The 25367-nt window shown below is 47.2% G+C and carries 22 protein-coding genes and 4 tRNA genes; 9 read left to right on the forward strand and 17 right to left on the reverse strand.

Annotated elements, in window-relative coordinates; all coding sequences use genetic code 11:
- Positions 1-9 precede the first annotated feature (9 nt).
- The 14 genes from rplL to rpsU form a co-directional block, all read right to left on the reverse strand.
- Positions 10-387 carry a 50S ribosomal protein L7/L12 gene (rplL, locus tag DW039_RS09780; protein ID WP_004291279.1) on the reverse strand — a complete coding sequence of 126 codons (378 nt, stop codon included), beginning with the start codon at positions 385-387 and terminating at the stop codon, positions 10-12.
- 61 nt (positions 388-448) lie between these two features.
- Positions 449-970: a 50S ribosomal protein L10 gene (gene rplJ, locus DW039_RS09785; protein ID WP_005825719.1), complete on the reverse strand. Its 522-nt coding sequence runs from the start codon at positions 968-970 to the stop codon at positions 449-451.
- Between the two features lie 15 nt (positions 971-985).
- Positions 986-1684, reverse strand: a complete 699-nt coding sequence (rplA, locus tag DW039_RS09790) for a 50S ribosomal protein L1 (RefSeq protein WP_005825721.1) — start codon at positions 1682-1684, stop codon at positions 986-988.
- A 15-nt stretch (positions 1685-1699) separates the two neighbouring features.
- Positions 1700-2143, reverse strand: a complete 444-nt coding sequence (rplK, locus tag DW039_RS09795; RefSeq protein WP_005825722.1) for a 50S ribosomal protein L11 — start codon at positions 2141-2143, stop codon at positions 1700-1702.
- Positions 2144-2202: 59 nt separating this feature from the next.
- A complete protein-coding gene (gene nusG / locus DW039_RS09800) occupies positions 2203-2745 on the reverse strand; it encodes a transcription termination/antitermination protein NusG (RefSeq protein WP_005825724.1) in 543 nt (180 codons plus the stop codon).
- A 12-nt stretch (positions 2746-2757) separates the two neighbouring features.
- Complete coding sequence (gene secE / locus DW039_RS21470; RefSeq protein WP_005825726.1) at positions 2758-2946, reverse strand: preprotein translocase subunit SecE; 189 nt, start codon at positions 2944-2946, stop codon at positions 2758-2760.
- Between the two features lie 14 nt (positions 2947-2960).
- Positions 2961-3033: transfer RNA gene (locus DW039_RS09810), tRNA-Trp, on the reverse strand.
- Positions 3034-3089: 56 nt separating this feature from the next.
- Positions 3090-4274, reverse strand: a complete 1185-nt coding sequence (gene tuf, locus DW039_RS09815; RefSeq protein WP_005825727.1) for an elongation factor Tu — start codon at positions 4272-4274, stop codon at positions 3090-3092.
- A gap of 50 nt (positions 4275-4324) precedes the next feature.
- Positions 4325-4396 (reverse strand) — tRNA-Thr (locus DW039_RS09820).
- A 17-nt stretch (positions 4397-4413) separates the two neighbouring features.
- A tRNA-Tyr gene (locus DW039_RS09825) sits at positions 4414-4496 on the reverse strand.
- Between the two features lie 124 nt (positions 4497-4620).
- Positions 4621-4694 (reverse strand) — tRNA-Thr (locus DW039_RS09830).
- A gap of 93 nt (positions 4695-4787) precedes the next feature.
- Entirely contained in the window at positions 4788-5087 is a 300-nt protein-coding gene (hpf, locus tag DW039_RS09835) for a ribosome hibernation-promoting factor, HPF/YfiA family (protein ID WP_005825731.1), read from the reverse strand.
- Positions 5088-5105: 18 nt separating this feature from the next.
- The gene (xerC, locus tag DW039_RS09840; RefSeq protein ID WP_016271996.1) at positions 5106-5990 is read right to left on the reverse strand and encodes a tyrosine recombinase XerC; all 885 of its coding nucleotides are present in this window, start codon (positions 5988-5990) and stop codon (positions 5106-5108) included.
- A gap of 73 nt (positions 5991-6063) precedes the next feature.
- A complete protein-coding gene (rpsU, locus tag DW039_RS09845) occupies positions 6064-6255 on the reverse strand; it encodes a 30S ribosomal protein S21 (protein WP_005825735.1) in 192 nt (63 codons plus the stop codon).
- Between the two features lie 279 nt (positions 6256-6534).
- Between rpsU and DW039_RS09850 the strand changes: the two genes are divergently transcribed.
- Positions 6535-8328, forward strand: a complete 1794-nt coding sequence (locus tag DW039_RS09850) for an aminopeptidase P family protein (RefSeq protein WP_117704072.1) — start codon at positions 6535-6537, stop codon at positions 8326-8328.
- A 4-nt stretch (positions 8329-8332) separates the two neighbouring features.
- Positions 8333-8845 carry a gamma carbonic anhydrase family protein gene (locus tag DW039_RS09855; protein ID WP_009037306.1) on the forward strand — a complete coding sequence of 171 codons (513 nt, stop codon included), beginning with the start codon at positions 8333-8335 and terminating at the stop codon, positions 8843-8845.
- Between the two features lie 92 nt (positions 8846-8937).
- Here the strand turns inward: DW039_RS09855 and DW039_RS09860 are convergent, their stop codons facing one another.
- Both DW039_RS09860 and gltX read right to left on the reverse strand, forming a co-directional pair.
- Positions 8938-10158 carry a 3-deoxy-D-manno-octulosonic acid transferase gene (locus DW039_RS09860; RefSeq protein WP_005825739.1) on the reverse strand — a complete coding sequence of 407 codons (1221 nt, stop codon included), beginning with the start codon at positions 10156-10158 and terminating at the stop codon, positions 8938-8940.
- Between the two features lie 31 nt (positions 10159-10189).
- Positions 10190-11716, reverse strand: coding sequence for a glutamate--tRNA ligase (gltX, locus tag DW039_RS09865; protein ID WP_016271998.1), 1527 nt, complete (start codon positions 11714-11716; stop codon positions 10190-10192).
- Positions 11717-11813: 97 nt separating this feature from the next.
- Here gltX and DW039_RS09870 point away from each other — a divergent pair, with 97 nt between their 5' ends.
- The 6 genes from DW039_RS09870 (at position 11814) to DW039_RS09895 (ending at position 22110) form a co-directional block, all read left to right on the forward strand.
- Positions 11814-13874 (forward strand): HD family phosphohydrolase, encoded by a 2061-nt coding sequence (locus tag DW039_RS09870; protein WP_009037308.1) that lies wholly within the window; start codon positions 11814-11816, stop codon positions 13872-13874.
- 5 nt (positions 13875-13879) lie between these two features.
- Complete coding sequence (locus DW039_RS09875) at positions 13880-14653, forward strand: hypothetical protein (RefSeq protein WP_117689231.1); 774 nt, start codon at positions 13880-13882, stop codon at positions 14651-14653.
- Between the two features lie 133 nt (positions 14654-14786).
- A complete protein-coding gene (locus DW039_RS09880) occupies positions 14787-15740 on the forward strand; it encodes a site-specific integrase (RefSeq protein WP_117704071.1) in 954 nt (317 codons plus the stop codon).
- A gap of 435 nt (positions 15741-16175) precedes the next feature.
- A complete protein-coding gene (locus DW039_RS09885; RefSeq protein WP_120381895.1) occupies positions 16176-18680 on the forward strand; it encodes a PL29 family lyase N-terminal domain-containing protein in 2505 nt (834 codons plus the stop codon).
- Between the two features lie 481 nt (positions 18681-19161).
- Complete coding sequence (gene priA, locus DW039_RS09890; RefSeq protein WP_119957675.1) at positions 19162-21627, forward strand: primosomal protein N'; 2466 nt, start codon at positions 19162-19164, stop codon at positions 21625-21627.
- Between the two features lie 21 nt (positions 21628-21648).
- Positions 21649-22110 carry a low molecular weight protein-tyrosine-phosphatase gene (locus tag DW039_RS09895; RefSeq protein ID WP_061411691.1) on the forward strand — a complete coding sequence of 154 codons (462 nt, stop codon included), beginning with the start codon at positions 21649-21651 and terminating at the stop codon, positions 22108-22110.
- Here the strand turns inward: DW039_RS09895 and DW039_RS09900 are convergent.
- A complete protein-coding gene (locus DW039_RS09900) occupies positions 22107-24197 on the reverse strand; it encodes a BT4734/BF3469 family protein (RefSeq protein WP_119957732.1) in 2091 nt (696 codons plus the stop codon). The genes DW039_RS09895 and DW039_RS09900 overlap by 4 nt on opposite strands.
- A 400-nt stretch (positions 24198-24597) precedes the next feature.
- On the opposite strand from DW039_RS09900, the gene DW039_RS09905 reads away from it, so the two are divergent.
- Entirely contained in the window at positions 24598-25221 is a 624-nt protein-coding gene (locus tag DW039_RS09905) for an HU family DNA-binding protein (RefSeq protein WP_120381896.1), read from the forward strand.
- Positions 25222-25367: the final 146 nt, after the last annotated feature.

Genomic DNA, 25367 nt, shown 5'->3' on the forward strand with positions numbered 1-25367 from the left:
AGGCTAATGTTATTTAAGTTCAACTTCAGCTCCAGCTTCTTCCAATGTTTTCTTCAATGATTCTGCTTCGTCCTTAGCCAAACCTTCTTTTACTACGCTAGGAGCACCGTCTACCATGTCCTTAGCTTCCTTCAAGCCAAGACCGCAAGCTTCCTTAACGGCTTTAACTACCTGAAGTTTAGCTGAGCCAGCGCTCTTCAATACTACGTCGAAAGAAGTCTTTTCTTCTGCGGCAGCAGCACCACCGGCTGCAGGACCAGCAGCAACAGCTACAGCTGCAGCAGCAGGTTCAATACCATATTCTTCTTTCAAGATTGTTGCAAGTTCATTAACTTCTTTTACTGTCAAGTTAACTAATTGTTCTGCAAAAGCTTTCAAATCTGCCATTTTTGTATGATTTTTAATTGTTTAAATACTAAATAAATTGATATAATTCTTTTTCCGAAATTTACGCTTCGGGACGTTCACCAAGAGTCTTGAGAACTCCGTGGAGGGTGTTACCACCTGATTGCAGAGCAGAAATAACATTCTTGGCCGGTGACTGCAGCAATGCAACGATATCGGCAATAACTTCATTCTTACTCTTGATACTTACGAGAGCATCCAACTGGTCAGCACCAACATAGAAGCTTTCTTCTGCATATGCAGCCTTCAGTCCGGGAATACCGTTCTTAGCCTTATCTTTAATCAACTTGGCCGGAGCGTTAGCAACGTTGCTGAACATTACGGCAGTTGTACCTTTCAGAGAACCATAAAGCGGAGAAAAGTCTTCTTCCAGGCTCTCCAATGCCTTGTGAAGCAATGTATTCTTAACTACCATCAATTTGATGTCAGCCTTGAAACATTCTCTTCTCAACATGCTGGTTGTAGCAGCATTCATGGCAGTGGTATCCACCAAATAGAAGTGACCGTATTCCTTCACTGTAGCAGCAATCTGCTCAATAATCGTACTTTTATCTTCCTTTCTCATTATTACTCCGTTTTATTAGATTTCTTCTACTGTTTTCGGGTCAATCTTGATGCCCGCACTCATCGTGCTAGAAAGATAAATACTCTTAATATATGTACCCTTGGCTGCAGTCGGTTTCAATTTATTCAAAGTAGAGATGAATTCTTTCGCATTGTCGCGAATTTGCTCAGCGCTAAATGAAACTTTACCGATAGAAGTATGAACAATACCGCTCTTGTCAACCTTAAAGTCGATTTTGCCTTGTTTTACTTCTCTTACAGCTTTAGCAACATCCATAGTTACAGTGCCACTCTTGGGGTTAGGCATCAATCCACGAGGACCGAGCACACGACCGAGTGCACCAATCTTACCCATGATGGACGGCATAGTGATAATCACATCAATATCAGTCCATCCACCTTTGATCTTTTCAATATATTCGTCAAGACCAACATAGTCAGCTCCGGCTTCTTTTGCAGCAGCTTCAGCATCTGGTGTACAAAGCACCAAAACGCGTACAACCTTACCAGTACCGTGAGGAAGTGATACAACACCTCTCACCATCTGGTTGGCCTTACGCGGGTCAACGCCCAAACGTACGTCGATATCCAGAGAAGCGTCAAACTTGGTATAAGTGATTTCCTTTACCAACTGAGCAGCTTCCTTGAGAGAGTATGCTTTCCCTGCTTCAATTTTTTCTGCAGCCAACTTTTGATTTTTTGTCAGTTTACCCATTCTAATTGAAGTTTATTAATTATTAACCGGGAACTCCCCTTTTACAGCGATACCCATACTTCTAGCTGTACCGGCAACCATTTTCATGGCAGCTTCTACAGTGAAACAGTTCAAGTCAACCATTTTGTCCTGAGCAATCGTACGAACCTGTTCCCAAGTAATCTCGGCAACTTTCTTACGGTTAGGCTCAGCAGAACCACTCTTTTGCTTCGTCACTTCCAACAACTGGATAGCCACGGGAGGAGTCTTGATTACAAAATCGAAAGACTTGTCTGCGTAGTAAGTGATAATCACAGGAAGAATCTTTCCTGCTTTGTCTTGGGTTCTGGCGTTGAATTGCTTGCAAAACTCCATGATATTGATACCCTTGGAACCCAATGCAGGTCCTACTGGGGGTGATGGATTTGCCGCGCCTCCTTTAATCTGTAATTTGATTAGTCCAGCAACTTCTTTAGCCATTTTCTAATTGATTTATATATATAAACATTAATGAAGAATACTACAGCGTAACACCTGCACTATTCTTTTTCAACTTGCATAAAGCCCAATTCGAGCGGAGTCTTCCGTCCGAATATCTTGACCATGACCTTCAGTTTCTTCTTCTCGGTGTTCACTTCTTCAATGATTCCACTGAATCCACTGAACGGACCGTAATTCACCTTTACAGTCTCGCCGACTACATACGGGATACTCAAGTCTTCACCTGATTCCTGCAATTCGTCGACCGTACCAAGTATGCGATTCACTTCCGACTGTCTCAGAGGTACGGGTTTTTCCGAACCACCCAAGAACCCTATCACATTAGGAGTATTTCTCAGATGATGAGCAACCTCACCCACCAGAGCAGCCTCCACCAAAACGTAACCAGGGAGATAACTTCTCTCTTTCACAATTTTCTTACCATTGCGAACCTGATATACCTTTTCGGTAGGAATCAATACCTGAGATACGTAATCACCAAGGTCGCTGTTTTTAATATCAGCTTCAAGGTATTCCTTTACCTTAGCTTCTTTTCCGCTAATAGCACGCAAAACGTACCATTTCTTTTCAATCTCAGACATTTCTCCTTACTTTTAATGTGGATAAACAAATTCCATCAGATGCTGGAAACAGAAGTCCATCGCAAATACTACCACTGCAATTAGTAGGGAAGCATATAAAACAACTACTGCACTGTTAGTAAGTTCAGAATACGTAGGCCACGACACTTTATGAACAAGTTCGTCGTAAGTTTCTTTAAAATAAGCTACAATCTTCTTCATTTCAAAAATATTAGCACGGGAGGAGAGGCTCGAACTCCCGACACCCGGTTTTGGAGACCGGTGCTCTACCAACTGAGCTACTCCCGTTTGTACATAATCAGTTCCCGATGTATACCGGGAACTGATTAAGATTATATTGGTTATTAGTCAAGAATTTCAGTAATCTGACCAGAACCTACTGTACGACCACCTTCACGGATAGCGAAACGCAAACCTACGTTCAATGCTACCGGGTAGATCAGTTCTACAGTGATTTCTACGTTATCACCAGGCATTACCATTTCAGTTCCTTCCGGAAGAGTGATTTCACCTGTACAGTCCATAGTACGCAGATAGAACTGAGGACGGTATTTGTTGTGGAACGGAGTGTGACGACCACCTTCTTCTTTCTTCAAAACGTAGATAGAAGCTTTGAACTTAGAGTGAGGTTTAATCTGACCGGGCTTACAAAGAACCATACCACGTTTGATTTCGTTCTTGTCAATACCACGGAGCAACAGACCTACGTTGTCACCAGCTTCACCTTGATCCAGCAACTTGCGGAACATTTCAACACCAGTTACAACAGACTTCTTGTCTTCACCCAAACCGAGGATTTCAACTTCGTCACCTACATGGATAACACCAGCTTCGATACGACCAGTAGCTACAGTACCACGACCAGTGATTGAGAATACGTCTTCAACCGGCATCAAGAACGGTTTGTCAATATCACGTGGAGGCAGAGGAATCCAAGTGTCGCAAGCATCCATCAGCTCCATAACCTTCTCTTCCCACTTTTCAACGCCATTCAACGCACCAAGAGCAGAACCCTGGATGAACGGAGTGTTGTCGCCGTCGAATTCGTAAGCTGAAAGCAGTTCACGCATTTCCATTTCAACGAGTTCCAACATTTCAGCGTCGTCTACCATGTCACACTTGTTCATGAATACAACCAGTCTCGGTACGTTTACCTGACGAGCCAGCAAGATATGCTCACGAGTCTGAGGCATCGGACCATCAGTAGCAGCAACTACGATGATAGCACCGTCCATCTGAGCAGCACCAGTTACCATGTTCTTTACGTAGTCGGCGTGACCCGGGCAGTCTACGTGAGCGTAGTGACGGTTAGCTGTTTCATACTCTACGTGAGAAGTGTTGATAGTGATACCTCTTTCCTTTTCTTCAGGAGCGTTATCGATAGAATCGAAAGAACGCAATTCAGAAAGACCTTTCTTTGCCAACACTGTAGTGATAGCAGCTGTCAACGTGGTTTTACCGTGGTCAACGTGACCAATTGTACCAATGTTTACATGCGGTTTGGTACGTTCGAATTTCTCTTTAGCCATAGCTTTACTTGTTATTTATTTGATTAATAATCAGCTTTTACATCTTTGTGAGCTGTTACCGGGACTTGAACCCGGGACCTCTTCCTTACCAAGGAAGTGCTCTACCGCTGAGCTATAACAGCAAGGAGAATAAGAGTTGTGGGCAAAGATGGATTCGAACCACCGAAGGCGTAAGCCAGCAGATTTACAGTCTGCCCCATTTGGCCACTCTGGTATTTGCCCCTACATTACAAAAAGAACTCTTTTCCTTACTAAATCATCGCAGAGTGAACTTTACCCGGACGATTTCCGTTCTCATATCATCTCCACCTCGTGAAGAAAGACTCATTCCACTCATCCTTGAGCGAGCCTCTTGTCGGATTCGAACCAACGACCCCGAGATTACAAATCACGTGCTCTGGCCAACTGAGCTAAAGAGGCAAGCTAAAAAATGCAACCGTAACGTTCATAGTGTGAGCGAAACGGCTGCAAATTTAGGCATTTATTTTTTACCCGCAAAATTTTAGCGGAAAATTATTTGCTCCGTTGCTTTTCCTTGTACTTAACCAGCTGTTTTTCCAAAGCTTCCAGGCATAAATCCACTGCTTCTTCAAACGTATCACAAACCTTGTTTGCATAAAACTCGCCATTGGGAACCAATACTTTCACTCCGGCTTCTTTATTTTCGGCTGTTTCTGGTTTTACTACCTTTAATGACACCTCTACTTTCTTTATATCGTCGTAAAATTTCTCCAACTTAGCAACTTTCTTTTGAACGAAAGACTGCAATTGCTCTGACGCATCAAAGTGAATCGATTGAATTCTTACTTCCATACTTACCTCCTTTTTACTTTAGGCTCGGGGATGAGCCTGATTATACACTTTTTTAAGCTCTTCAAAAGTAGTATGCGTATAAACTTCCGTTGTCGCCAGACTCTCGTGTCCGAGGAGTTCTTTTATCGAGCCTAAATCAGCACCATTGTTCAGCATAGCCGTTGCAAAGGTGTGCCTCAGCACGTGGGGACTTCTTTTTTTTACAGTCACTACCTTCGAAAGGTTTCGTTTCACAAGGCATGCTACGATACTGCGGTAAAGCCTCTTTCCATTCTTCCGGACAAAAAAAGCATCCGAGCGAACCGGGACAGCTTCATTCCGCACATTGACATATTCTCGCATCGAGCGTCCCAGCTCCTCATCGAAAGGTATAAGACGTTGTTTATTCCGTTTTCCCGTCACTTTAACGAGAGAAGCCGAAAAATCGACATCCTTATCATCCAACCCTATCAATTCTGAAAGTCGCATGCCGGTAGCATAAAACATTTCAATAATCATATGGTCGCGACACCCTTCAAAACCTTCACCAAAGTCCATATCATCCAGTAACCTATTCATCTCACCCTCTCTCAGAAATACCGGAAGCGGCTTTTTCTTCTTGGGCCCCGTCACTTTCCGCAACGGATCTACCGCGACCTCGCCTCTCCTCAAAAGGAATTTATAGTATGTCCGGATAGAACTCAGCTTTCGGTTTATCGTATTAGAAGCAAGTCCTTTGTCCATCAAGGAAGCAATCCATTCACGAACAAGTTCCGCATCTACATCCGATGGAGTCAAGTCTCCCAACATTTCTTCTCCAAACCTCTGCAGTTCAAGAATATCTGCCCGATAGTACTCAACCGTACCTTTGGAATAGTTCCGCTCGTGCAGAAGATAGTCAAGAAAAGAATCTGTCAACAACATATCGCTACATATCTAAAATCATGCAACGAATGTATGAAAAAGAATTCAATAATTCAAAGGAATTTACGAATTATTAATCTTCTACTTGCTGAAGTTGTTGAACGTAAACAGCACGTTCTTTCTTAAGTCTTTTAGTCACAGACGGTTTATCAAACTGTTGTCTGCGTCTCAATTCCTTAACTGTGCCAGTTTTTTCAAACTTTCTTTTGAATTTCTTCAGCGCTTTTTCAATGTTTTCGCCTTCTTTTACAGGTACTACAATCATTTTCTTTTAATTAAATGTTAATGGTTTAAAAATCTCACGATTAAATTGAGCGGCAAAATTACACATACTTTCTTTATTCACAAAACTTTCTGCAAAAAAATTACCCATGATTCCTAATTATCAAACGAATGAGCAAAGGGAAAGATGTTTTTATTGAGCCAATCCGCTAAAATCCGTGAAGCATAGCAAATTTTTAAAAGAGAATGTGTAACTTTGAAAGCAGAGAATGAAGAGATTATAAACTCATTTACACGCCTACTTAATTACATTTATAAAAATATGGCTCAGACAATCAATCAACGTATAGATGCTCTACGGGCATTGTTAAAAAGAGAAGGCATAGACGCTTTCATTATCCCCAGTACCGACCCGCACCTAAGCGAGTACGTAGCACCGTACTGGAAATCAAGAGAATGGATATCAGGCTTCACCGGTTCGGCAGGCACGGCGGTGATTACCACCGACAAGGCGGGACTGTGGACAGATTCCCGCTATTTTCTCCAAGCCGAGCAGCAGCTGGAAGGCAGCGGCATCGACTTATACAAGGAAATGCTGCCCGAAACGCCCAGCATCCTCGATTTCCTGCGGGAGAACCTTACAGCGAATTCAGTTGTAGGTATAGACGGAAAGGTATTTTCCACCACACAAGCCATAGCCCTGCAAGAGGATCTGGCAAAAAACGGCATCACCGTAAAGAGCATTGCCGACCCGATGAATGAGATATGGACAGACCGCCCTCCCATGCCCGAAGCACCCGCCTTTATCCACGAGATGAAATACGCCGGGAAAAGCTGTCCGGACAAACTGGCTGCTATCCGCCGGGAGATGAAGAAGAGTGAAGCGGACGTATTATTGGTGTCGGCATTGGACGAGATAGCATGGACACTCAATATACGCGGCAACGATGTGCATTGCAACCCCGTAGTAGTAAGCTACCTGATAATCAACGAACAAGAAACACACTTTTTCATCCAGCCCGAGAAAGTAACGGAAGAGCTTTCAGCCCATCTGGAAGAAGCCGGCGTCACCATCCATGCTTATGGGGACACCGAATCCTTTGTGACAAGAATACCGGACGGCAGCATCATGCTCGACATGGGAAAGACGAATTATGCCGTTTATTCCGCCCTCCCCCCTTCCTGCCGGGTACTTGACGAGCGCTCACCGATAGCCTTGCTGAAAGCGGTCCGCAATGACCGGGAAATAGCCGGCATCCACGCAGCCATGCAACGCGACGGAGTGGCACTGGTGAAGTTCCTGAAATGGCTGGAGGAGGCCGTTTCCGCAGGCAACGAGACAGAAATCAGCGTAGACAAGAAACTGCACGAATTCCGTGCCGCACAGCCACTCTACATGGGAGAAAGCTTCGACACCATTGCCGGGTACAAGGAACATGGAGCCATCGTACACTACGAAGCCACTCCGGCAACGGACGTGCCACTGAAACCCGAGGGATTCCTGCTGCTGGACTCGGGTGCGCAATACCTGGACGGCACTACCGACATCACCCGCACCATCGCACTGGGGAAACTGACCGAAGAAGAGAAGACGGACTACACCCTGATACTGAAAGGACATATCGACCTCGCCATGGCTGTCTTCCCGGAAGGTACGCGAGGAGCGCAACTGGATGTACTGGCCCGCATGCCGATATGGCAACACCACATGAACTTCCTGCATGGTACCGGGCACGGCGTAGGCCATTTCCTCAATGTGCACGAAGGTCCGCAAAGCATCCGCATGAATGAGAATCCGGTAACCCTACGGCCGGGAATGGTCACTTCCAACGAACCGGGCGTTTATAAAGCCGGAAGCCATGGAATACGCACGGAAAACCTGGTGCTGACCGTGAAGGACGGTGAAGGCATGTTCGGAAATTACCTGAAGTTCGAAACCATTACCCTCTGCCCCATCTGCAAGAAAGGTATCATCAAAGAGATGCTGACGGCAGAGGAAACGGCATGGCTGGACAACTATCACCAGCATGTATACGAGACACTTTCGCCAAGCCTGAACGAAGGAGAACGGGAATGGCTGAAGGAAGCATGCAGTAACCTAACCACTAATCACTAAAAAAATGGCATTAATAAAATCAGTAAGAGGATTCACTCCCGAAATCGGGGAGAATTGTTTTTTGGCGGACAATGCGGTTGTCATTGGCGACGTCAAGATGGGACGGGATTGCAGCATCTGGTTCAGCACCGTGCTGCGGGGTGACGTAAACTCAATCCGCATAGGGAACGGAGTAAACATCCAGGATGGAAGCGTGCTCCACACCTTGTACGAGAAATCGACCATAGAGATAGGAGACCACGTATCCGTGGGGCACAACGTGACCATCCACGGAGCCACTATCAAGGACTATGCTTTGGTAGGGATGGGTTCCACCATCCTTGACCACGCAGTAGTGGGCGAAGGGGCTATTGTCGCCGCTGGTTCCCTGGTATTGAGCAATACGGTCATCGAGCCGGGAAGCATCTGGGGAGGAGTCCCCGCCAAGTTCATCAAGAAAGTAGATCCGGAGCAGGCCAAGGAGCTGAACCAGAAGATTGCACACAACTATCTGATGTATTCCGACTGGTACAAATAAAGGGAGACAAGGCGCCCCAAAAAGGCAGGGCGATAAAGGGATGCCATTCCATCACCTTTACCGCCCTATCGCTTTTATCACTCTTTACTTTTCTAAAAGTTTATCATACTCATTATCTTATCCGTCGCACCGGCGTTGCCGGTCACATAATTGCTTGCATTCATGCCTGATTCTCGCAAAAAGACTTCATCTGTCAGCATACGGTCGAGCAAAGTTTTCAGTTCCTCATAATCCTTCACCGAGAAAGCGCCTTTTGCCTCCAGCAACTGGATGGCCTCCTGGAATTTCTGATACTTCGGTCCGAAAATCACCGGAATGCCATAAACTGCAGCCTCAAGGGTATTGTGGATTCCCACCCCGAAACCACCTCCGATATAGGCAATCTCGCCATAGCGGTAGATGGAAGAGAGCAACCCGAAGCAGTCGATAATCAGGCAGTCGGCCTTACGGACATTCTTCTCGTCGGCACGGGTATAGCGCACGTAGGGGCGTTTCAGTTTACGGATAATCTCTACCAGATGGTTTTCGTCGATAACGTGCGGAGCGATAACCAACTTCACCTCCGGATGCTGGTTAAAGTATTCAATAAACAAATCCTCGTCCGGCTGCCAGGAGCTTCCTGCCACGAAAGTCATCGTGTTGTTCTTGAAAAGCTCCACCAAAGGCAGATGTTTGGCCTCCTCACGAATCTGCAGCACACGGTCAAAACGGGTATCCCCCACCACCGTGACACGGCTGATACCTATCTTCGCCAGATAGCGTTTGGAGCGTTCATTCTGCACAAACAAATGGTCGAAGTCGCGCAGCACATGTCTGTACGTACCGCCATACCACTTGAAGAATACTTGTCCGCGGCGGAAAATGGAAGAAATGCTGTACACCGGAATACGGCGCTTGTGCAGTTCGTCCAGATAGTTCTTCCAGAACTCGTACTTGATAAAGAATGCCATGCAGGGATTCACGATATCCAGGAACTTCTTCACATTGCGGGACTTGTCGAAAGGCAAGTAACAGACAACGTCTGCCCCCCTATAATTCTTGCGGACCTCATAGCCCGACGGCGAGAAGAAAGTCAGCAGAATACCGTAATCCGGATATTTGGCACGAATTTTCTCAATCAACGGCCGTCCCTGCTCGAACTCCCCCAAAGAAGCGGCATGGAACCATATATAGCGCACGTCCTTCTCCAACTGCTGCCGGAGAAGTTCATAGACCACCCAGTGTCCCTTCATCATTTTTCGGGGCTTACGGCTAAATGGAGCAGCCAAATGCACCAGAATATCGTAGATGGCTATTGCCAAGTCATATAGCATACTATATGGATTAAGGATGAAGAAGATTTATTCACTTTAAAGCATCAACAGCACGCTGTATACGGGCCAACGTCTCTTCCTTGCCAATCAGCTCGGTAATGTCGAACATGTGCGGGCCTTTACACTCGCCCACCACTGACAAGCGGAAGGCATTCATCACATTTCCCATGTGATAGCCACGCTCAGTAATCCAACCAATCACAATATCTTCGGAAGGCTTGGAGGAGAAATCCCCGATGCCGCGCAACACATCCATCAATTCGGTCATGATGCGGGGAGTATCTTCCGACCAACGCTTCTTCACATCCTTTGCCGCATATTCCGTGGGGGCTACGAAGAAAAAACGGGTCTGGTCCCACAGTTCCTTTACGAAGTTGACGCGTCCCTTCACCAGTGAAACCACTTTCGTAAGGAACTCGTCGCTATAGTTGGAGGCGTCTATGCCGTTGGACTCCAGCACCGGTCTGAAAAGACAAGCTATCTCCGCATCCGGTTTCATCATGATGTACTCATGGTTGAACCAGATACCTTTCTTATAGTCGAATTTGGCACCCGACTTGCTGCAATGGCTCAAATCAAACAATTTCACCAATTCATCCATAGACATCAGTTCCTGGTCATTGCCCGGATTCCAGCCCAGCAGAGCCAGGAAATTAATGACCGCTTCGGGCAGATAACCAGATTCCCGGTAGCCTGAAGAAACATCTCCCGACTTGGGGTCATGCCACTCCAACGGGAAAACCGGGAAGCCCAGACGGTCGCCGTCACGCTTACTCAATTTGCCGTTACCCTCGGGCTTCAGCAACAAGGGCAAATGCGCAAAGGCAGGCATGGTATCCTCCCACCCAAAGGCACGGTAGAGCAATACATGCAACGGCGCGGAAGGCAACCATTCCTCACCGCGTATCACATGGGACACTTCCATCAAATGGTCGTCCACAATATTGGCCAGATGGTAAGTAGGAAGTTCATCTGCCGATTTATAAAGAACCTTGTCATCAAGAATGGAAGAGTTTATCACTACTTCCCCACGAATCAGGTCGTTCACATGCACATCTTCGTTCGGCTCTATCTTGAAACGCACCACGTACTGCTTACCGGCAGCAATCAGCGCGTCTACCTCTTCTTTAGGAAGGGTCAGTGAATTGCGCATCTGCAAGCGGGTAGAAGCATCGTACTGGAAATTCGCAATCTCCGCACGCTTTGCTTCCAGCTCCTCAGGAGTATCGAAAGCGATGTAGGCTTTTCCGGCCTCCAGCAGAATCTGAACATACTTCTTGTATATTTCCCGACGTTCCGACTGACGGTACGGGCCATGGTCTCCACCGAAACTCACGCCCTCGTCAAACGGGATGCCCAACCACTTGAAAGATTCCAGGATATATTCTTCCGCACCCGGCACAAACCGGTTGGAATCAGTATCTTCAATACGAAATATCAAATCTCCTCCATGCTGACGCGCAAAGAGATAATTGTATAAAGCTGTACGCACACCGCCGATGTGCAACGCCCCCGTAGGACTCGGGGCAAAACGGACTCTGACCTTTCTTTCTGTCATAATCTACCTTACTTATGAATATTTTAGACGGCAAAATTAAACCTTTTTTTCCACACTAATGTTTTTTTTTGTACTTTTCGCAAAAATTTCAGCCGATATGAGTTATTTCAATACCAAAAAAGAGTTCTCGCTCAGAGATTTGCTATACAGAGCACTGATATTCATCGGCACTGTGGGGATTATTGTCTATTTTCTGCCACGTGACGGTAAATTCAACTACCAGTTCGACATTGACAAGCCCTGGAAGTACGGACAGCTCATGGCCACCTTCGACTTCCCCATCTATAAGGCCGATGAAGTGGTGAAACGCGAGCAAGACAGTATCCTCGCCGCCTTCCAGCCGTATTTCCAGCTGGACAAAAGCATTGAGAAAAGTGTGCTCGCCAAGTTGAAGGCAGACTATCAGACCCACCTGCGCGGCCTGCTTCCCTCCACCGACTACGTCCGCTTTCTGGAAAGAAAACTCTCTGAAGTATATCGCGCCGGCATCGTTTCTACCGAAGAGCTGAACCAACTGCATAAGGACAGCACAACCGCCATCATGGTCATTAACGACAAACTGGCCAACCAGCAGGACATCAACAAGGTATATTCGGTGAAGGATGCCTATAACTATATACTCACGGCCGATACCGCCCACTACCGCCCGGACATTCTACGGCAATGCTCGCTGAACGAATATCTGTTCCCTAATCTGACCTATGACGAGCAGCGGACCGAAACCGCTAAGAAGGAGATGCTCGACAACTATTCATGGGCCAACGGCATCGTACTGAGTGGACAGAAAATCATCGACCGCGGCGAGATTGTCAGCCAGGAGACATACAACATCCTTGAGAGTCTACGGAAAGAATCCATCAAACGCAGTGAGTCCATCGGGCAAAAACGGTTGATGCTGGCGGGGCAGGTATTGTTTGTCAGTATCTTCATGCTGTGTTTCATGCTCTACCTCGACTTGTTCCGTAAAGATTACTACAAGCGCAAGGGCAGCCTCTCCCTGCTCTTCGCCCTCATCATGTTCTATTGCGTGGTGACGGCCATCATGGTTGCCAACAACATATTCAATGTCTATATCATCCCGTATGCCATGCTGCCGGTCATCATCCGGGTGTTCCTCGACTCACGCACGGCCTTCATCGCACAAGTCACCACCATACTGATATGCTCCATCTGCCTGCGCTATCCGCATGAATTCATTCTTCTGCAACTCTCGGCGGGGCTGGTTGCCATCTTCAGTCTGAGGGAACTTTCACAACGGTCGCAACTGTTCCGGACAGCCTTCCTCGTCATATTGACCTACGCTGCCGTCTACTTTGCTTTCGAGCTGATTACAGAAAACGACTTGACAAAAATCAACGGAAGCATGTACACCTATTTCGTCATCAACGGAGTGTTGCTGCTGTTCACCTATCCCCTGCTCTTCCTGGTGGAAAAGACGTTCGGCTTTACCTCCAATGTCACTTTGGTCGAATTGTCCAACATCAACAACAGCCTGCTGCGCCGCATGTCCGAGACAGTTCCCGGCACCTTCCAGCATTCCATGCAGGTTGCCAACCTTGCGGCGGAAGCGGCCAACCGTATCGGAGCCAAAAGCCAGCTGGTACGTACCGGAGCGCTGTATCATGACATCGGCAAGATGGAGAATCCGGTGTTCTTCACCGAGAACCAGTCGGGTGGAGTCAATCCGCACAAGAATCTGGGCTATGAGCAAAGTGCCCAAGTCGTCATCAGCCATGTGACGGACGGGCTGAAGCTGGCCGAGAAGAACAATCTCCCCAAAGTAATCAAGGATTTCATCACCACTCACCATGGCCGTGGGAAAACGAAGTATTTCTATATCTCCTGGAAAAACGAGCACCCCGGTGAAGACCCTAACGAGGAGGCATTCACCTACCCCGGTCCCAACCCGTTCACCAAAGAGCAGGCTATCCTGATGATGGCCGATTCGGTGGAAGCCGCTTCACGCAGTCTGCCCGAATATACGGAAGAGAGTATCAGCAACTTGGTAGACAAGATTATCGATTCGCAAGTGGCAGAAGGCTATTTCAAGGAATGCCCCATCACCTTCAAGGATATTGCCACCGTGAAGAACGTATTCAAGGAGAAGCTGAAGACTATATACCATACCCGCATCAGTTATCCCGAACTTAAAAAATAAGAACTATGGAAGTGACCAGTAAAGAACAGAAAAGAGCCGAACAACTGCTGCAAAGCCAGCACATCGGACTGCACCAAATCAAGAGTTTCAGTTTCATGAAGCGTTACCACCAGGTTCCCCGCAAAAGCAACTTGGCTGCGAAAGACAAATATGGTCCGGGCATACTGACTTTACATCTAAAGGAAGGGAAAGAAAAAGTAATCTATCTGCCTCCTTTCCGTCACCCTTCCTCGGTCATCCGCTACCTGGTCTCCCAAGAAATCCCCTTCGACAACCACGCACCGAGGGAACGGACAGTCGCAGAGATTCCCACAGAAACATACCAGCGTCCGTCACTCTATATGTTCTGGTTCTTTGTCTTATTCCTGATGTTCCTTATATTGGGATATTATTCCATCAGTAGCAACGTATGGTGGGGCTTCATCCCGGCTATCATTTCGTTTGCATTAAGTCTTTTTTTCATCAGCATGCTGATGACCCGCTTCTGCTACCTGACGTTGGACAATAACGGCCTCATCATACACAGCGTAGGCAGGACCATCCGCTATCCGTACCAGAACCTGAGAAAAGTAAACTTCGACTTTGCCCGCGAACAGAATTTCACACACGTCATGGAATTGCTGGACAACGATTACCGCTACCGTCTGTTCTATATCGGAAGGGTTTCGAGGAAGAAGCTGAATGAGATTGCCGAACGCCTGCAACAAGCCGGAGTGGATGCCACTTGCAGTCTGAATGACAACAAGCGGTTCTTCCAGGATACGTATATCAGCCACTAAACAGACGTTAGCCAACAAATAAGCTACCGGATACGGCATCATTCCCGTTTCGCAGATTTCAGAATGATGCCTTTGCACTTGCTCTCAATTTATTTATAATTGCAGGATAAACCTTTTTATAAATAATTTGGAAATGAGCAGAAATGAAATTACCTTACAAGAGATGTTCTCCTCAATCATCGGGGAACTCCGGGAAAGCGGCAGGTGGGGGACGGCACACATCTACCAGTCAGCGGTGAATGCATTCTCGGCATTCACCAAATGGCAACCGATGCCCATGCGCAAGCTGAGCCCGACCGTGCTGAAGAGATTCGAAAACTTCCTCAGGCAGAGGAATTGTAGTTGGAATACGGTATCCACCTATATCAAAGCGATACGTTCGGTTTACAACCGGGCGGTGGACAAAAAGCTGGTGCGATATGTACCCAGGCTGTTTGAGCATGTGTATACCGGCACACGGGCGGATAGGAAAAAGGCGCTCGAAGCTTCCGACATAGGCTGCTTGGTACGGGAGACAGAGATGAGCCTGCAGGCCGGTAATTCTTCCAACACCCGACAGAAAACAAAAATTTTCTTTGTATTGATGTTTATGCTAAGAGGGATTCCTTTTGTGGACCTGGCCTATTTGCATAAGAGGGATTTACAAGGAAATACCTTGTCCTATAGGCGCAGGAAGACGGGACGGGCACTGACCGTCTCACTGACGCCGGAGGCTATGCAAATGGTGAGAATGATAGCAAACAAGGACAAGGACTCTCCTTATTTATTCCCCATATTACAAAGTGAGGAAGGCACGGAAGCGGCATACCGGGAATACCAGTCGGCACTCAGGGCATTCAACCAACGTTTGGCAGTACTCAGACAATGCTTGGGAATGCAGTCGGCACTCAGTAGTTATGCGGCACGCCATACTTGGGCGACCATGGCTTACCACTGCGAGATACATCCTGGAATCATATCAGAAGCCATGGGGCACTCTTCCATCACAGTGACGGAAACTTATCTGAAGCCTTTCAGCAACAGAAAGATTGACGAAGCCAATCAAAGGGTAATTTCTTTTGTAAAAAACGAAGGATATCCAGTATAAAAGAGATTACTTCTTTTGAGGAAGTAGAGCAAACTTGTTGTTTCTTTTTTATAGTCTTCAAACAAAGTTTTGAGGAGCGGATTGATATTGGCTTTACAAAAAGTTTCCCAACGTAAGCAATAAACTGAAAGATAGAATCTTATATTGAAAATTAGAGACTTTTTCACTTCATAATTTCTATTGCAGCTTTTCTATAATGTTGGAGATTAAGACTATATATCATCTTTCCAATATCCCAACGGACTGATTTCTACTATTCCAAACAAAACCGGTCTATTTTCTCCTTATCTCCTGATTATTAACGAAATTAACAAGATTTCATTACCTGCGAAGTAACGGAAAATCATATAACAAAACAGATATGGGAAAGGAATATAAAATGAGAGATTATTCACTTTTTTATTTTTTAAATTTATAAATTTAAAGTTTTCAATTATGAACAAGAAGTTTCTAAGTGTAATCCTGTTCAGTACTTTAATGGTAGGTACTGCAGGAACGTTTACGTCTTGTAAGGACTACGATGATGACATTGAACAGATCAACAACGAGTTGTCTGGCATCAAATCTCAAATCGAAGCCTTGGAAGGCAAAATTAAAGATGGCAAGTGGATCACAAGTGTGGCTCAGACTGCCAACGGTTTGACAATCACGTTGTCTGACGGTACTACTTACGACGTTACTAATGGTAAGGACGGTGCTGCTGGTACTCCGGGTGCTGCCGGAACAGAATGGACTATCTCTGAAGATGGTTACTGGGTATGCAATGGCGAAAAAACAGACGTTAAGGCTGTTGGTCAAGATGGAGAAAAAGGCGAGGCTGGCCAGCAAGAAGTGAAGTTTGAGAACGGTAAGTGGTTCTTGTGGAACGGCACTGAATTTGTAGAATTCAAGGGTGCAACAACTTCTGGAAATATTCCTTACTATTACACTGATCCGAATGACAACAACTACACGATTTTGGTAGTTTATAGCCAAGATGGACAGACTAAGAAGGAGATCCGTTTGCCGATGAATGAAGGTTTGGCTCAATTGACAGTGTTGGATGCAAACTTCTCTCAAGGTGCTGCTAATATCGTGGTAAATTATGCTTTGAGAAAAGTTAGTACAGAATGGGATGGTGAGAGAGAACTGCCTGCTGTTGGTGAATACATGGTAGCAACTAATACACAGTCCATCCTTGTTCAGGTAACTCCTGCCAACTATGATTTGGCTACTTTAGATTTGAAATTTGTTAATGGCAAGGGAGAAGAAGTTCCTGTTACTGTAGGTAAAGCTACTCCGACAACCATTACAAGACAATCTTCAATAACAGGTGTTTATGAGATTCCAGTTACCGTAAATCCAATTAAGGAAAACGAAGAGTTAGTTAACTTCTATCAAGGGAAGAAACAGATTTCGCTGGTAGCAAATGAAAGTGTACGTTCTACTTATACTTCTACACTGCAAATGGTAAAAAGTAATCAACCGGTTGGAAATGTAGCTTATCAGGTATGGCAGTGGAATCCCATTACACAACAAGAAGAATGGATGTCTAAGTATACTACAGTTGCTGCCGAGGATCTTTTAGTGACTCCTAAAGATGATGTTGCTGCCAAGATTTATGACTCTTATTTAACCATCAAGGATGACCAGACAAATAACGCCAAAGCCATTAAATATGGTATTTCTGTTGATGGAATGACTGTAAAGAGTGCTGAAAATGCACAAGGTCAAAGTATTGTATTGATAGCTCATTACGTAGATGTTATTGGAAAAGTATACAAACAAGAAATTACTGTTACATTCCAAGGTGAATATGTAGAGCCTGAGACCATTGACTTGACAGCGTCTGAACATACAATTGCATTTGTTAAGAGCGCTGAATCCCCATCTCTTATTGCAAACTTCGATGAATACTTCAAGGATATTCAGGGAGATGACCGTATTGTTTGGAACTCTGAACATGAAATCTTTGTTCCTAAGTATTATCCTCAACAGCAATATGTAGTGAACTATGTATATACAGATCCAGAGGATTATAGCACTCACGAAGGTCAACTGTTTGGCTTTGTTGCTGCTGTTGAAGCAAATGAAGAAGGCGCAACACTTAATACTGAAGAAGGTTTAGCTAAGTTCAAGAATTTGAAAATTTCTTTGGATTATACTAAAGCATTCGATGGAAATGGCATTGATTTGCTGAACTACGATGTTACATATACATTGCAAGTTCTAGTACAGAACACTGCAACTGGTGCCGTTGATTATGTAAATGTACCGTTCACCGTAGAGCAACCTGCCGCTGCTGAAATTGCTAAACAATATGCATTCGATGCCATTGCTTACGATGCAGCAACTAACGCATTTACTGTATTTGGAACAGAGGCAACTTTGAGTGATTTGATTAAAGTAAGTGCCAAAGGCTTTGAAAACGGTGTAAGCATAGCCACTAACGAGGCAGCAAAACCTGCAGGTGTAACAACAGAAGATTACAAGGTAGCAAATGGTAAGGTAACATTGAGTAATATCGATAAGTATGGTACAGCCTACTCTGTAACTGGTGTTTATGTAAAATATGCCAACCATAAGTTTGCAGTTCCTGCATTCAATGTAATCTTCAAGAAGGCTGCAACAGAAGCAACTTACACATTCTCATTGAAGAAGGCTGTTAGCGTTGTTCGTGGTGGTAGCGCAGTTACTCTCAAGGTTGGTACTGACTTGACTATTGCGGATGCTGCAGGTAACCCGATGAAGGACATTGTGGTTACAGCAGTGGATCTTGAGACTGCAGCAAACAACTATGTATCAGCAGGAACAACAGATGGCAAATCTATTATAATTACTCCTAAGGATATACAAATTGCTAAAGATACTGCATTCAAGGCTAAAATTAAATTTACTTATGATAGTGGTAAAACAGGAGAGACCGAAGCTAATGTTCTTGTAACAGTAAAAGCTATCTAATATCCAAAGCTAACCTAAGGAGAGACAAAGAGCATTCTAAACTCTCTCCTTAGTACGGATAATCCTCAAGTAGGGAAAGAAGTTATTTCTTTCCCTACTTTTTTATTTCAAATCTTCTCCAGAATATTCTTTCCTATTACTTTGCTTCCACACTTCCACCCACTTCCTGCATCTCTCTATCCATCGGCATTTGCCCCTCTGTGGAAGCACCCTCCAAAGGTGGAAGCAAATTTTGCTTCCACCTACTCAAAACGCCATGGTTTTACTGCAACTCACTCATTTTTATTTTAATACATCGAACAAATTTTATAAAACACTGACGCCAGTTTCCCCATACTTCTACACCCATCCTACCCATAAAATCTGCAATACCTCTCCCTTATCTTCATCCAAATCCACAACAGCCTCCTCCTCTCCTCAGCATAAAAAATGCCCCGTTCATTTCATTCTCCCTCCACTTTCCACTATCTTTGTCCCCACGATGAAAAAGTTCGCCGACGTCATATTGCCTTTGCCCTTGCACAGCTGCTTCACCTACTCCCTGCCCGACGAGTGGGCGGATGAAGTGCAAACCGGTTGCCGGGTGGTAGTACCATTCGGGCGGAAGAAATACTATACGGCCATCGTGCGTAACGTGCACTATTGTGCCCCCACCGGATACGAAGTAAAGGAAGTGTCTGCTTTGCTGGATGCCTGCCCGATACTGCTTCCGCGGCAGTTCAAGTTCTGGGAATGGCTCTCCGATTACTATCTCTGCACGCAAGGAGACGTCTACAAAGCCGCCTTACCCTCTGGCTTGAAGCTGGAAAGCGAAACAATCGTAGAGTACAACCCCGATTTCGAATCCGATGTCCGCCTGCCGGAGAAGGAACAGAAGATACTGGACGCGCTCTCTACCGACCCGGAGCAATGCGTGACCAAACTGGAGAAGGAGACCGGCATCAAGAACATACTTTCTGTCATCAAGTCACTGCTCGACAAAGAGGCCATCTTCGTAAAGGAAGAACTGCGCCGTACCTATAAGCCCAAGACCGAAACCCGCGTACGCCTCACCGCCGTTGCGCGCAACGAACACCGCCTGCATATCTTCTTCGACGAATTGCAGCGCCGTGCCCCCAAGCAATTGGACCTGCTGATGAAGTACCTGGAACTCTCCGGCTACCTCAGCGGACGAGATATAAAAGAAGTCTCCAAAGCCGAACTGCTGCAACGCACCTCCACCACCCCTGCCGTATTCAACGGTCTTATAGACCGTGGTGTATTCGAAGTTTATCAGCAGGAAATAGGCCGCATAGATAAAGCGCTTCTCAAAGAAGTCGTCCCCGTCAATCCGCTGAACGAACACCAGCAACGCGCCTATCACGCCATCTTGGAGAATTTCCAAAGCAAGAACGTCTGCCTGCTGCACGGCATCACGGCAAGCGGCAAGACAGAAGTCTATATTCATCTGATAGAAGAAACCATCCGGGAAGGAAAGCAAGTGCTCTATCTCCTGCCCGAAATAGCCCTCACTGCGCAAATCACAGAGCGCCTGCAACGTGTTTTCGGTTCCCGTCTGGGCATCTACCACTCCAAATTCCCCGATGCGGAACGGGTAGAAATCTGGCAGAAGCAGCTGTCGGAAGCAGACTATGACATTATCCTCGGTGTCCGCTCCTCCGTCTTTCTTCCTTTCCGCAACCTCGGTCTTGTGATTGTGGACGAGGAGCACGAAAACACCTACAAGCAGCAAGACCCTGCCCCTCGCTATCATGCTCGCAATGCAGCCATTGTACTCGCCTCCATGTACGGCGCCAAAACTCTGTTGGGTACGGCAACCCCTTCTGTAGAGACTTGGCACAATGCCACATCCGGTAAGTATGGCCTCGTGGAACTGAAAGAACGCTATAAAGAGATACAACTGCCGGAGATTATCCCCGTAGACATCAAGGAGCTGCACCGCAAGAAGATGATGAACGGTCCGTTCTCTCCACTGCTCCTGCAATACATCCGCGAAGCGCTGGAACAGAAAGAACAAGTCATCCTCTTCCAGAACCGCCGCGGCTTCGCCCCCATGATAGAATGCAACACCTGCGGCTGGGTACCCAAGTGCAAGAACTGCGACGTCAGCCTCACCTACCACAAGGGGCTGAACCAACTGACCTGCCACTACTGTGGCTACACCTACCAACTGCCCCGCATCTGCCCCGCCTGCGAGGGCACTGACCTGCGCAACCGCGGCTTCGGCACGGAAAAAATAGAAGATGACATCAAAGCCCTCTTCCCCGACGCCCGCGTAGCCCGTATGGACTTGGACACCACCCGCACCCGTACCGCCTACGAGCGCATCATCTCCGATTTCCAGCAAGGCAAGACGGACATCCTGATAGGCACGCAAATGGTGTCCAAGGGTCTGGACTTCGACCACGTCAGCATTGTGGGCATACTCAATGCCGACACCATGCTGAACTATCCCGACTTCCGCGCCTACGAGCGCGCCTTCCAGCTGATGGCGCAGGTTGCCGGACGCGCCGGACGGAAGAACAAGCGCGGCAGGGTGGTGCTACAAACCAAAAGCATCGACCATCCCATCATCCCGCAAGTCATTGCCAACGACTACGAAGCCATGGTAGGCGGGCAGCTTGCCGAACGCCAGATGTTCCACTACCCGCCCTACTACCGCCTGGTGTATGTCTACCTGAAGAACCGGAACGAGACCCTGCTCGACCTCATGGCACAGACTATGGCCGCCAAGCTCCGCACCGTCTTTGGCAACCGTGTGCTGGGACCGGACAAGCCGCCCGTAGCACGCGTACAGACCCTGTTCATCCGAAAGATTATCTTGAAGATAGAAACCAATGCCCCAATGGCACGTGCCCGCGAGCTGCTCGTCCAGGTGCAAAAGGAGATGGTGGCGGAAGACCGCTTCAAGTCGCTGATAGTGTATTATGATGTAGACCCGATGTAAATAACTCGTAACTAAAGAAATATGAAGAAGATACTTTTCGTTTGCCTCGGCAACATTTGCCGTTCCTCCTCGGCAGAGGGAGTCATGAAACATCTGATAGAAGAAGCCGGACGTGCGGATGAGTTTTTAATCGATTCTGCAGGCATTCTGTCCTATCACCAGGGCGAACTGCCGGACAGCCGGATGCGTGCCCATGCTGCCCGCCGTGGATACAATCTGACGCATCTTTCGCGACCCGTACGTACCGAGGATTTTTACAACTTTGACCTGATTATCGGTATGGACGACCGCAACATCGACGACCTGAAAGATCGTGCCCCTTCAACCGCCGAATGGAGCAAGATACACCGCATGACGGAATACTGTACAAAGTTTACCCATGCCGACCATGTACCGGACCCCTATTACGGCGGTTCCGAAGGTTTTGAGTATGTGCTAGACATTCTGGAAGATGCTTGTGCGGGGTTACTGCATAGCATTTAATCCAGCGGCATTACATGATACAGTGTCCCCTGCCTTGACTTCTTGTTCGGTATTTCAAGCTTCTTGAGCGTCCGCCCGAATACGGCAACCTTGTTGATTGCCAGACGGTCACGCGTCTTTGTCTGTAAAGCGGAAAGAATCTGCATGGGCATCACCCATTGCCCCTCTTCATCCTCTTCTGCCGCGCGGAAATGGCTGTGGAAGAGTTGTTCCAGTGGGGTGAGCTGTTCAAATTCCCGGTTCGTCCGCTTCAAGATGGCTTCATCGGCATCATCCAGCCAGTAACGCTCACCTTTGGCTACGGCATTCAGAGCCTGCGCATAGAGCTGGCGGTAGTTGATGGTGACATTCGTATCGATGGGACCGGTGACCTCAATGCAGATGAAACGGCGGCTGCCACTGGGATCGGACAGCAAGTCCTTCTGATTGCTGGTACCGATGAAGGAGGCATACCGCCGCATCTCACGGATGGTGCTGCCGTAGGGTTTGCGCAGGTTGGCAACCGGTTTCTGCAGCAGATGCTTCAAGAAACCCTGCTGGTTGATGCTGATTTGGTCGAACTCGTCGATGTTGACGAGCAGAAAGCGTCCCAGGCTGCGCTCCGCTTCCTGCCTGCTCTTGAAGTCGATGCTGTCCGTATAGCCGAAACGCAGCTCCGGTGGCAGCAAAATGCGGCAAAAGGTGGATTTCCGGAACCCTTGAGAACCGACAAGCAGAGGAGAAGTATTGTTTCCGTGTTGCCGGTCCATTCCACGCCAGTGTGCCACCATGCCCAGGAACCAGCGGTAGAACAGCTCCTGCCAATGAGGATTGTGGCACGGAACGAGGTCGGCCAACGCCCGGATGCGGTCTTTCCCGTCCCAGCGGCCGGTGTCGTAAAGGTACTCTTCGACGGGATTATAGAGTGGCACGTAGTCTGAAGTAAGGAAACGGTTGATGTCGCGGTCCCATACGCGGATACCCTCCTTCAGGGCATTCATGGAGACCGTACTGCGGGCACGCTGGTCAGCAGGCTTGAAATAGAAATGGACGGAGTCGCGCTGACGGTATTCCAAATCATCCAGAACGGTGTTGTAGCGGAACTCATACCGGCGGCCCATAAACTCTTCCAGCCGGAAAACGCTCTCCTGCTCTTGCGTCAGACTGCTCTTTTTCCCGAAGCCTTTAAGCTCTTGATATAGGTTATGAATCGTTTGACGAACAATGAATTCATCCGCTTCCCGGTAATAGTGCATCAATGTCTGGCGGACTACTTCCTCTTCGGGGATGCCTGCCTTGAAACAATGTTCGGCCAGAGGCACCAGCAGTATCCGTAAATCCCCCTCCCGTTTCCAGCCGTCCAATTCGCGGAATGCACGGTCAAGGGCTGATTCGAAGAGTATGGCGAAGGTGTCCGAGGCTTTACTGTCCGGATGCAGCCGCAACAGCGGATTCTTTTCTGCGAGTTTTCGTTGCCGGAAGTTCTCTTCCTCGGGCATGCCGAGGGGCTGTTCCAGGCAGAAAGGTACAGCGGCAGGATTGTAGTATGGATATCCGTCCAGAGTCATGCGGCAACTCTGGGTAAGGGAAGGTTCTTTCAATGTAATGGCAAACGGCAGTAAGGGCTGGTAGCACTTCACCGCCATACGGTAGGCGTGGGCATGAAACAAGGTGGCATCGCTCTCCCGCTTCGGCGTTGTGCCGTCGGGCAGGGCAAACAATACCCATATCTTGGCACTCCGTCCGCTGGAACCGCAGAAAGCGGCAAAGGTCTGTGGCAGCAGGGCGGCTTGTTGCTTTACATATTCCGCTTCGGCAATGCCCGACAGACGGTTTACTTCCAGTTGTACGAGTCCGTTATAGTTCTTCATCCGCCGTTCTCCCTCTTGTGTACGGCTATATTCCACGGCAGGGTAGATGCGTGGCAGTTTGTCTATATGTTCGTATTGGGCGCAAGTACCCTCCAGTTGAGGAAGGATGGCCCGGAGGGTCGATACATGTCCGGCTTTGGTTTCGGTTTTCAGTTTTTTAATCAGTGCGTCCGCTTCCAGGGTGCTGAGGGCTTCCTTTCCGCTCTCTTTTTCTGCTCTAATCAAGGTAATTTTCATTCTGTTTGTCAGCTTGTTTGGGTAAATATAATTCTCGTAAAGATACGACATCAGAAGGCGGAAAACAAGTATTCAGCAGAATAATTATTAAATAAATGCCTGCTTCCACAAACTATACAGCGTGGTGTCGGAAACCTTTGGATTTCTTTTTTAAAACATAGGCATTCCTTTGCTTTTCTCCCTTTGTTTGTCTACTTTTGTATAGGGAATAGATGACGCCTAACGACCATGAACAGCTCTGCTTACGGTCATGAAGCAATCGCTTGACGACTGTAAGCAGAGCTGTTCATGGCCGTTAGGCGTTTCTCTTCCCAAAGCTTTTACGGATGAAGTACGTAACCCGCACCTATTCCGCATAGGGCGCGAACGTATTGTACAACAACTTAAAAGACATTGAACTATGGCAATTTTATTCGATTGGTATGAGCTCCCAGAACCTAAAGACAAACAGCGGGAAGAAAAGATACTTCATCCGCGCATCCGCTTGAACGGCTCTACCACTACCGACGAACTGCGTCGCAGAATTCAGGAACGCAGCTCGTTGACGGAGACTGATGTCTCGGCGGTACTGGATGCCTTGTCGCACGTCATGGGGGAAGACCTCGCCGAGGGGCGGCAGGTACATCTGGACGGTATCGGCTATTTTTATCCCGTACTGACGAGCACGGAGCCGGTGACTGCCGCGACCAAACGTAAAACCACCAAGATTAAGCTGAAGGGCATCAAGTTTCGTGCCGACCAGGTGCTGAAGAATGAGATAGGCGCTATCAAAGCTAAACCGCTGGGGCTGAATGAGCATTCCCAAAAGCTGAGTGACAAGGAGATTGACAGGCGGCTGACGAGCTACTTCTCTACGCATCAGTTCCTTACACGCAGTGATTTTCAGAGCCTCTGCGGAATGATACGCTCTACTGCACAGCTTCATATTCGCCTGCTTCGCAGCGAAGGCAAACTCGAGAATGCAGGAAAACTCAACCAACCGATTTATGTACCTTGCACGGGGTATTATGGTAGAGACGAGTAGGTTACGGTAAAACTATAGCGTTTTGAGTAGGTGGAAGCAAAATTTGCTTCCACCTTTTTTTGTTGCTTCCACAGCAGCTCAAATGCCGATGGATAGGGGGATGCAGGAGGTGGGTGGAAGTGTGGAAGCAAAGTGATGGAAAATAA

Origin of the sequence: Bacteroides sp. AF39-16AC (assembly GCF_003602735.1) — a bacterium.
GTDB lineage: Bacteria > Bacteroidota > Bacteroidia > Bacteroidales > Bacteroidaceae > Bacteroides > Bacteroides uniformis.

Bases quoted from the DNA above. Each gene is read 5' to 3' on its own strand.
- DW039_RS09850 (WP_117704072.1), top strand. From the start codon at position 6,535: ATGGCTCAGACAATCAATCAACGTATAGATGCTCTACGGGCATTGTTA.
- DW039_RS09860 (WP_005825739.1), bottom strand. From the start codon at position 10,158: ATGCTATATGACTTGGCAATAGCCATCTACGATATTCTGGTGCATTTG.
- rplK (WP_005825722.1), bottom strand. From the start codon at position 2,143: ATGGCTAAAGAAGTTGCTGGACTAATCAAATTACAGATTAAAGGAGGC.
- rplL (WP_004291279.1), bottom strand. From the start codon at position 387: ATGGCAGATTTGAAAGCTTTTGCAGAACAATTAGTTAACTTGACAGTA.
- DW039_RS09870 (WP_009037308.1), top strand. From the start codon at position 11,814: ATGAGTTATTTCAATACCAAAAAAGAGTTCTCGCTCAGAGATTTGCTA.
- DW039_RS09875 (WP_117689231.1), top strand. From the start codon at position 13,880: ATGGAAGTGACCAGTAAAGAACAGAAAAGAGCCGAACAACTGCTGCAA.
- DW039_RS09855 (WP_009037306.1), top strand. From the start codon at position 8,333: ATGGCATTAATAAAATCAGTAAGAGGATTCACTCCCGAAATCGGGGAG.
- rpsU (WP_005825735.1), bottom strand. From the start codon at position 6,255: ATGATTGTAGTACCTGTAAAAGAAGGCGAAAACATTGAAAAAGCGCTG.
- priA (WP_119957675.1), top strand. From the start codon at position 19,162: ATGAAAAAGTTCGCCGACGTCATATTGCCTTTGCCCTTGCACAGCTGC.
- DW039_RS09885 (WP_120381895.1), top strand. From the start codon at position 16,176: ATGAACAAGAAGTTTCTAAGTGTAATCCTGTTCAGTACTTTAATGGTA.
- tuf (WP_005825727.1), bottom strand. From the start codon at position 4,274: ATGGCTAAAGAGAAATTCGAACGTACCAAACCGCATGTAAACATTGGT.
- DW039_RS09895 (WP_061411691.1), top strand. From the start codon at position 21,649: ATGAAGAAGATACTTTTCGTTTGCCTCGGCAACATTTGCCGTTCCTCC.
- DW039_RS09900 (WP_119957732.1), bottom strand. From the start codon at position 24,197: ATGAAAATTACCTTGATTAGAGCAGAAAAAGAGAGCGGAAAGGAAGCC.
- hpf (WP_005825731.1), bottom strand. From the start codon at position 5,087: ATGGAAGTAAGAATTCAATCGATTCACTTTGATGCGTCAGAGCAATTG.
- DW039_RS09880 (WP_117704071.1), top strand. From the start codon at position 14,787: ATGAGCAGAAATGAAATTACCTTACAAGAGATGTTCTCCTCAATCATC.
- rplA (WP_005825721.1), bottom strand. From the start codon at position 1,684: ATGGGTAAACTGACAAAAAATCAAAAGTTGGCTGCAGAAAAAATTGAA.
- rplJ (WP_005825719.1), bottom strand. From the start codon at position 970: ATGAGAAAGGAAGATAAAAGTACGATTATTGAGCAGATTGCTGCTACA.
- DW039_RS09905 (WP_120381896.1), top strand. From the start codon at position 24,598: ATGGCAATTTTATTCGATTGGTATGAGCTCCCAGAACCTAAAGACAAA.
- xerC (WP_016271996.1), bottom strand. From the start codon at position 5,990: ATGTTGTTGACAGATTCTTTTCTTGACTATCTTCTGCACGAGCGGAAC.
- secE (WP_005825726.1), bottom strand. From the start codon at position 2,946: ATGAAGAAGATTGTAGCTTATTTTAAAGAAACTTACGACGAACTTGTT.
- gltX (WP_016271998.1), bottom strand. From the start codon at position 11,716: ATGACAGAAAGAAAGGTCAGAGTCCGTTTTGCCCCGAGTCCTACGGGG.
- nusG (WP_005825724.1), bottom strand. From the start codon at position 2,745: ATGTCTGAGATTGAAAAGAAATGGTACGTTTTGCGTGCTATTAGCGGA.